This is a genomic window from Hydrogenophaga sp. (genome assembly GCF_051007235.1).
Lineage (GTDB): Bacteria > Pseudomonadota > Gammaproteobacteria > Burkholderiales > Burkholderiaceae_C > Hydrogenophaga.
On record NZ_JBPCSJ010000356.1, the window covers coordinates 20,528 to 28,628 of the forward strand.

Here is an 8,101-nt window from a genome sequence, read left to right on the forward strand (position 1 = left end):
TAACGATGGGCCGGTCTCTGGGGCCGGCTTGAAGATGGCGGATTATGCGTCCAGCGCTTTCCGGATGTTGCGCAGGAAATGTGCTGCCACCGGAACGACTTTTTCGAACGGCTCGTTCTCGATCAGCTGGATGATCTTGCTGCCGATCACGACCGCGTCCGCGGTCTTGCCAATCGCCTTGGCGGTCTCGGCATCGCGGATGCCGAAGCCCACGCCGACCGGAATGCTCACATGCGCGCGGATGCGCGGCAGCATGGCCTCGACCTGGCCCACGTCCAGCGTGCCGGCGCCGGTCACGCCCTTGAGCGAGACGTAGTAGACGTAGCCGCTGGCCACGCGGGCGACCTGCGCCATGCGCTCGTCGGTGCTGGTGGGCGCCAGCAGGAAGATCAGGTCCATGTTGGCGGCGCGCAGCGTGGCGGCGAAGTCTTCGCATTCTTCTGGCGGGTAGTCCACCACCAGCACGCCGTCCACGCCGGCGGCCGAGGCGTCGCGCACGAAGCTGCCGGCGCCATGCTTCTGGTCGTAGCGCTCGATCGGATTGGCGTAACCCATCAGCACCACCGGCGTGGTGGCGTTGTCCTTGCGGAACTCGCGCACCATGGCGATCACCTGCGCCAGACCGATGCCCAGGGCCAGCGCGCGGTCGCCGGCCTTCTGGATCACCGGGCCGTCGGCCGAGGGGTCGGAGAACGGAACGCCCAGTTCGATGATGTCGGCACCACCTTCGACCATGCCGTGCATCAGCTTGGGCGTGATGTCGGCATAGGGGAAGCCGGCGGTGACGAAGGGGATCAGCGCCTTGCGGTTCTGGGTCTTCAGATCGGCCAGGGTTTTTTCGATGCGGCTCATTTGGAGACCTTCACAACGGATTCGGCGCCGCCCTTGACGGACTGGCCGCGGCAGCTGGGGCGGCAGTAGAAGTCGGCGTTCGACAGATCGGCCACGGTGCCGATGTCCTTGTCACCACGGCCGGAGAGGTTGACCAGCACCGATTGCGTGGGCTTCATGGTCTTGGCCAGCTTCATGGCGTAGGCCACGGCGTGGCTGGATTCCAGCGCGGGGATGATGCCCTCGGTGCGGCACAGGTAGTGGAAGGCTTCCAGCGCTTCGGTGTCGGTGATGCCGACGTACTCGGCGCGTCCGATGTCCTTCAGAAACGCGTGCTCGGGGCCGACGCCCGGGTAATCCAGGCCGGCGCTGACGCTGTGCGTCTCGGTGACCTGGCCGTTGTCGTCCTGCAGCACGTAGGTGCGGTTGCCGTGCAGCACGCCAGGGCTGCCCTTTTGCAGCGAGGCTGAGTGCTTGCCGCTGTCCAGGCCCTCGCCGGCAGCCTCGACGCCGATCAGGCGCGTGGCGTTGTGGTCGATGTAGGGGTGGAAGATGCCCATGGCGTTGCTGCCACCGCCCACGCAGGCGACCACGGCGTCGGGCTGCTCGCCGGTGCAGGCGGCTTCTTTCAGCATCTGTGGCATCTGCACCAGGCATTCGTTGCCGATCACGCTCTGGAAGTCGCGCACCATCATGGGATACGGGTGCGGGCCGGCCACGGTGCCGATGATGTAGAAGGTGTTGTCCACGTTGGCGACCCAGTCGCGCATGGCTTCGTTGAGCGCGTCCTTGAGCGTCTTGCTGCCCGATTCCACGGGCACCACGGTCGCGCCCAGCAGCTTCATGCGGTAGACGTTGGGGCTCTGGCGCTTGACGTCCTCACTGCCCATGTAGACCACGCACTCCAGGCCGTAGCGGGCGCAGATGGTGGCGGTGGCCACGCCGTGCTGGCCGGCGCCGGTCTCGGCGATCACGCGCGGTTTGCCCATGCGCTTGGCGAGCATGGCCTGGCCGATCACGTTGTTGATCTTGTGCGCGCCGGTGTGGTTGAGGTCTTCGCGCTTGAGGAAGATCTGCGCGCCACCGACCTCGCGGCTCATGCGCTCGGCGTGGTAGACCGGGCTGGGCCGGCCGACGAAGTGGGCCAGTTCCTTGCGGAATTCGGCCAGAAACTCGGGGTCGTGCTGGTACTTCGCGTACGCGGCCTTGAGCTCGTTGATGGCGTGGGTGAGCGTCTCGCTCACGAAGCTGCCGCCGTACATGCCGAAGTGGCCGCGGGCGTCGGGTTGCTGGTAGGTGTCCATGGGGTCCTCGGTTCGAACTGGGTTCTGGGGCACGAGCGACCCTGCAGCGGGTTCAGCTCGGACGGGATGACGGGGTGTCGGCCGCGCGCACGGCGGCCACGAAGGCGAGCATCTTGTCGGCGTCCTTGATGCCTTTGGAGGCCTCGACGCCGGAGCTCACGTCAACGGCCCAGGGCCGCACGCGGTGGATGCCATCGGTCACGTTTGCAGGCGTGAGTCCACCAGACAAAACGAGGCGAGAGCTGGCGTTTAGTAGCGGATGTGACCAAGGGAAAGCGTTCCAGTCGAAGGATTGACCGCCGCCGCCGTAGCCCTCTACGTGGGCGTCGAGCAGGATGGCCTGCGAGGCGGCGAAGTCGGACGCGTATTTTAGGAGATCGAAGCCCGCGCCGGCCTGGCCGGGGGGAATGCGCGCGGCGCGGATGAACGGGCGGCCGGCGGCCAGGCAGTCGGCGGGCGTTTCGTCGCCGTGGAACTGCAGCAGCGCGTGGGGCACGGCGGCCACACCCTGCGCGATGAACTCGGGGCTGGCGTTCACAAACAGCAGCACCGGCGTGACGAAGGGCGGCAGGCGGCGCGCCAGCTCACCCGAGCGTTCCGGGCTCACATAGCGCGGGCTGTGCGGGTAGAGCACGAAGCCGATGGCGTCCGCGCCCGCCTGCACGGCGGCGTCCACGTCGCTCTCACGCGTGAGACCACAAATCTTGATGCGGGTACGAGAGGTGTTCATCAGCAGAGGTGAATCGTTCAAGGGCACCGCAGCGCCGGCTTTGCCGGGCTGCCAGTGCCGCCCCCTGGGGGGTGACGCCGCAGGCGGCGCGGAGGGTACTAAGGAAGCCAGTCGAAGGCCGGCGTCCGGTCGGGAAGGTTCCAGGACGGATCGTAGACCGGTCCGAGGAAGTACAGCCCGTCCGGGGCGAAGGTGGGCGCAGCGGCATCGCGGCTTTTGGCGGCCAGCACCTCGGCCATCCACTGGGGCGGACGGTTACCCGTCCCGATGGCCACCAGGCACCCCATGACGTTGCGAATCATGTGGTGCAGGAAAGCCGACGCCTCGAACTCGAAGCGCCAGTAGGCGCCGCGGCGCGTGATGTCGATGCGCCGCATGTCCTTGACCGGGCTGGGGGCCTGGCAGGCCGACGCGCGGAACGAGGTGAAGTCGTGCTCGCCCAGCAGCGTGTTCGCGGCCTGTTGCATGGCCGCACCGTCCAGCGGCCGGAACACCCAGCCCACCTGGCCGTTGTCGACGCTGGGTCGCACCGGCGATTCGAGCAGCACGTAGGCGTAGCGGCGCCCTGTGGCGCTGGCGCGGGCATGAAAGCCCGGCGGCACCTCACGCGCCCATTGCACGGCGATGTCGGGCGGCAGAAACCGGTTGGTGCCGCGCACCCAGGCGGTGTCCGGGCGCTGCAGCGGGCAGTCGAAATGCACCACCTGCATCAGCCCGTGCACACCGGCGTCGGTGCGACCGGCGCACAGCGTGTCCACCGATGCCAGCGTGGTGAACTGTGCCAGCGCCCGTTCCAGCTTGTCCTGTACGGTGTTGCCGCTGGGCTGGCTCTGCCAGCCGTCATAGACACGGCCGTGGTAGCTCACTCCTAGCGCGATGCGCCGCAGGCCCGGTGGCGGCGCGCTGGTGCTGGCGGTTTCGTTGGCGCGGTTGCCGGGCAGCGTCGGGTCAGACAAGAGCGGGTTCGTCCGGGGCGATCAGGCCAGATCGTTCAGGAACGCGCTGGCTTTGGACTTGAGGGAGCCCGAGGCTTCGGCCAGCACTTCTTCGGCCAGCGAACGGGCGCCTTCCAGGTCGCCGATCGCACGGAACTCTTCCGCCAGCGACAGCTTGGTTTCCAGCGGATTCTCGGCCGTCAGGTCGCCCAGTCCGGATGGTTCGGCTTCCATGGCCGGTTGGGCGGGGGCTTTCTCGCTGAGGTCCAGGTTGATGTCGCTCAGATCGAAGGACAGCATGTCGGCAGGGGGTGGCGCCACCGGCGCGTCGATCACCGGAGTCAGCACCGGCGGTGCGTCCAGTGCAAAGTCGGGCAGCACTTCGCTCGTGTCGAAGGTCGGCGCATCGCCGGCAGAGGTCACGCTCATGCTCGGTGCGGATTCGGGCGTCAGCGCGATGGGTTCAGACGGGAAATCCAGATCGAAGTCCATCGACATGGACGGCGGTCCCGACGGATCCGCGGTCACCGCCGGTGCCGACGCGCTGGTCAACAGTTCGGTGCTGTTGAGGTCGTCCATGCCCGACATGGCCGCATCGGGCGCGGCGGACGCCGCAGCAGCCGTCAGTTCGGCGTGACCCGACGGCTCGTCCAGGTCCAGATCCAGTGTGAGGTCCATGTCGGCGACCTCGGGCGGCAGAGACGGGATGCCAGGTCGCGTGTGCTGTGCCAGCGTGCTGCTGCCAAACGGCACCGTGGCCGCACCCGCAGGAGCGCCAGGCTTGGGCGCCGGGCTGCCACCAGGCTGGTACAGCGGGTTGCCGGGGTCCAGTTCCTTGCCCAGTTCGCAGGCGTGTTCCCACTCGGGGCCTTCGCCCTGCGTCAGGCCATAGGCCTCGGTGGCGACCACCTCAAAGGCCTTGGCGTCGCGCCGCTTTGCGTAGATTTCCAGTAGCTTGTTGTGGATCGCCACACGGGTGGGCGTGCTGCGCATCGCTTCCTTGAGGATTTCCTCCGCTTGCAGGTCCCGGCCATAGGCCAGGTACACGTCGGCTTCGGCCACCGGGTCCACATCACCGGCCGCGTCGAGCTGGCTGGGGGAATAGACCATGGACGAGCCCGAGGCGGCGGCTTCGGCCGTGTCGATGCGCTGACCGCCGCTGGAGCCGAAGAACGAGTCGGGCTGCAGGCGGCTTTCGAGGAACGAACTGTCCACGCCCGAGCCCTTCTTGCGCTGGCGCAGGCGGTAAACACCCAGGCCACCCAGCAGGGCCAGCAGGCCACCGGCGGCCGGCAGCACCAGCGGGTTCTCCATCAGCTGCGCCATCAAGCCCGGTTCTTCGGCTTCGGGCGCGGGCAGGGGGGCAGGGGACGGAGCAGCCGCTGTCGGCGTCTGCACGGCAGGGGTGGTTGTTTCGGTCGCGGCGGCGGCCACGGTGGCGGTTGGCGTCGCCAGTGCGGCCGTCGGCGTGCTCACCGATGCCGCGGCGGTGGCGGCAGCGCCGGGCACGCTCAGGCTGGGGGTGGTCGAGGTGCCGGCGGCGGCAGCAGCGGGCGCGGTGGCCGCGGCGGTGCTGGTGCCGAGCTTGGCGAGTTCTTCGATGTTGCGCGAGAGTTCGGCCGCACGGTTGGCAGCTTCTTTGTTCTGGCGCTCCTGGGCGATCTTGTCTTCCTGGGCGGTCTGGGCTGGCGCCGCGCCCTTGGATAGCGTCAGTTTGTCCTGCGTGGGCGGGGCCGGCTTCTTGTCTTCCACCTCGGCCTGCACGCGGCCGGTGGCCTGGCGGTCGGCCGTTGCGACAGCAGCGGTGGGCACCTTGCTGGCCAGGCGGCGACGGAAATCGTTGAAGTCGCGGCTCTGGGCCGCGATCACCTGACGCGCCTCGTCAGCCGGGATCGCGTTGGCTTGGGTCTGGCCCGGCATGTCGAGCACAGACCCGGCCTTGATGCGGTTGATGTTGCCGCCGATGAACGCGTCGGGATTGCTGCGCAGCATGGCCACCAGCATCTGGTCCAGCGACACATTGGCCGGCAGGTTGCGCGCGGCAATGCGGCTGGCCGTTTCACCGGCGCGCACGCGCTGTTGCTGGGCCCCTTGCGCGGCCGCTGGTGCCGGTGCCGGCGCGGCGGCGCGCTCGGGCGCAGGCCGGGGTGGCTGTGCGGGGCGAGGCGGGCGTGAGGCCTGCGCTTCGGGCCGCGGAGCCGGCGCGGCTGCGATGGTCGGCGCCGATGGGCGGGCGGGCGCCTGCACCGACGCCGTAGCCGGTGCGGTGGTGGCCGCTGGCGTGCTCACACCCGGCGCGAGCGGGGCCGCAGCCGCCTGGCGCAGATTGGGTGGGTCGAACAGCAGGGTGTAGTCGCGCACGATGCGACCGGATGCCCAGTTGGCCTCCAGGATCATGTCCATGAAGGGCTCGCTGACCGGGCGCGGGCTGGTCAGGCGCAGGTACTGGCGCCCGTCGGGCCGGCGTTGCAGGCTCACCTGCAGTTCACCCAGGGCGGGGTTGATTTCCATGCCCGCGGCGCGGAACGCGTCCACCGGCGCCACACCCACGCGCAGGCTGGCGGCCTCTTCTGCGGTGATTTCCGGCACGTCGATTTCGGCTCTCAGAGGCTCGCCCAGGGCCGACTGCACCACGATGCGCCCCAAGGCCAGCGCCTGGGCCTCACCCGTGACGCCCAGGCTGGTGCAGAGCAGTACCGCCGCGGCCACCGCATGCAACCGTGCAAGGCTGCGCGAGCCGGGTGTGCGGGGGCTGGCGCAGGCCTGTGGAAACGGGGTGTGGTGGATGTTGTTGGGCACGTGAACCTCGACGTAAGAAACCGAGAATTGACCATAACATCAACGCATTACGGTGACAAGCTGAGACTCCGCTTGAGTTTCGGAGCGTGCCGTTGGTCGCCCAGCGTTGTGGTGGTGCAACGACAAAGCCGGCCCAGGGGCCGGCATTGAGTGCACCGGTCTGGGTGCGATCAGGCGTCGAGCAGGATGCGCAGCATGCGGCGCAGCGGCTCGGCAGCGCCCCACAGCAGCTGGTCGCCGATGGTGAAGGCGCCGACGTATTCGGGGCCCATGGCCAGCTTGCGGATGCGGCCGACCGGGATGGTCATGGTGCCGGTCACGGCCACCGGCGTCAGGTCCTTGATGGTGGCTTCACGGGTGTTCGGCACCACTTTGGCCCAGGGGTTGTCCGCGGCGATCATGGCCTCGATGTCGGCCACCGGTACGTCCTTCTTCAGCTTGAAGGTCAGGGCCTGGCTGTGGCAGCGCATGGCGCCCACGCGCACGCAGAAGCCGTCCACCGGGATGGCGGCCGAGTCGAAGCCCTCGCCCATGCCCAGGATCTTGTTGGTCTCGGCCATGCCCTTCCACTCTTCCTTGGACTGACCATTGCCCAGGTCCTTGTCGATCCAGGGGATCAGGCTGCCGCCCAGCGGCACGCCGAAGTTGGCGGTCTCGGTACCGGTCAGGCTGCGCTGCTTGGCGATCACCTTGCGGTCGATTTCCAGGATGGCGCTCTTGGGGTCGTCCAGCAGCGCCTTCACCTCGGCGTTCAACGTGCCGTACTGCGTCAGCAGTTCGCGCATGTGCTGGGCACCACCGCCGGAGGCGGCCTGGTAGGTCTGGGTGCTCATCCACTCGACCAGACCTGCCTTGTACAGCGCACCCACGCCCATCAGCATGCAGCTGACGGTGCAGTTGCCACCGATCCAGTCTTTGCCGCCGTGGGCCAGGGCGTTCTTGATCACCGGCATGTTGACCGGGTCGAGCACGATGACGGCGTTCTTTTCCATGCGCAGGGAAGAGGCGGCGTCGATCCAGTGACCGTTCCAGCCCGCAGCGCGCAGCTTGGGGTAGACCTCGTTGGTGTAGTCGCCGCCCTGGGCCGTCAGGATGATGTCGCAGCGCTTGAGCGCGTCGATGTTGTGCGCGTCCTGCAGCGTGGTTTCGTTCTTGGCCATCGCCGGGGCCTTGCCACCAGCGTTGGACGTGGAGAAGAACAGAGGCTCGATGAGGTCGAAGTCTTTTTCCTCGACCATGCGATCCATCAACACGGAGCCGACCATGCCACGCCAGCCGACCAGACCAACCAACTTGCTCATTTGAAAACGCCCTTTCAAGTTAAGAAACAGTGCCAGACCAGACTGTTTTCGCCCGGCTCGTCTGGCCGGGGAGGGCGCACGACGAACCAGGCCGGATCAGCCCTTAATGGTCGTGGTTTTGATGGTGGTTGCGCGCACAGCCACACCCGCCAGGGCGGCGGATGCGATGTTCAGAGTGAACGGGCTGGTGGCAAACATAAC

Annotated in this window: 6 protein-coding genes; all 6 read right to left on the reverse strand. The window is 67.8% G+C overall.

All coding sequences use genetic code 11. The features are described 5' to 3' along the window. Window positions 1-42 precede the first annotated feature (42 nt). The gene (gene trpA / locus ACR2JA_RS12775; RefSeq protein WP_434009461.1) at window positions 43-852 is read right to left on the reverse strand and encodes a tryptophan synthase subunit alpha; all 810 of its coding nucleotides are present in this window, start codon (window positions 850-852) and stop codon (window positions 43-45) included. Then, the gene (gene trpB / locus ACR2JA_RS12780) at window positions 849-2,135 is read right to left on the reverse strand and encodes a tryptophan synthase subunit beta (RefSeq protein WP_434009462.1); all 1,287 of its coding nucleotides are present in this window, start codon (window positions 2,133-2,135) and stop codon (window positions 849-851) included. Before trpB ends, trpA begins: the two co-directional genes overlap by 4 nt. Window positions 2,136-2,187: 52 nt before the next feature. Further along, complete coding sequence (locus ACR2JA_RS12785; RefSeq protein ID WP_434009463.1) at window positions 2,188-2,865, reverse strand: phosphoribosylanthranilate isomerase; 678 nt, start codon at window positions 2,863-2,865, stop codon at window positions 2,188-2,190. A gap of 98 nt (window positions 2,866-2,963) precedes the next feature. Beyond that, a complete protein-coding gene (truA, locus tag ACR2JA_RS12790; RefSeq protein ID WP_434009466.1) occupies window positions 2,964-3,752 on the reverse strand; it encodes a tRNA pseudouridine(38-40) synthase TruA in 789 nt (262 codons plus the stop codon). Between the two features lie 90 nt (window positions 3,753-3,842). Then, a complete protein-coding gene (locus tag ACR2JA_RS12795) occupies window positions 3,843-6,599 on the reverse strand; it encodes a FimV/HubP family polar landmark protein (RefSeq protein WP_434009464.1) in 2,757 nt (918 codons plus the stop codon). 170 nt (window positions 6,600-6,769) lie between these two features. Beyond that, on the reverse strand, window positions 6,770-7,900 hold the full coding sequence (asd, locus tag ACR2JA_RS12800) for an aspartate-semialdehyde dehydrogenase (RefSeq protein ID WP_434009465.1): 1,131 nt from the start codon (window positions 7,898-7,900) through the stop codon (window positions 6,770-6,772). Between the last annotated feature and the right edge of the window lie 201 nt (window positions 7,901-8,101).

Coding starts and splice junctions, on each gene's coding strand:
- trpA (WP_434009461.1), bottom strand. CDS start 852: ATGAGCCGCATCGAAAAAACCCTGGCCGATCTGAAGACCCAGAACCGC.
- trpB (WP_434009462.1), bottom strand. CDS start 2,135: ATGGACACCTACCAGCAACCCGACGCCCGCGGCCACTTCGGCATGTAC.
- ACR2JA_RS12785 (WP_434009463.1), bottom strand. CDS start 2,865: ATGAACACCTCTCGTACCCGCATCAAGATTTGTGGTCTCACGCGTGAG.
- asd (WP_434009465.1), bottom strand. CDS start 7,900: ATGAGCAAGTTGGTTGGTCTGGTCGGCTGGCGTGGCATGGTCGGCTCC.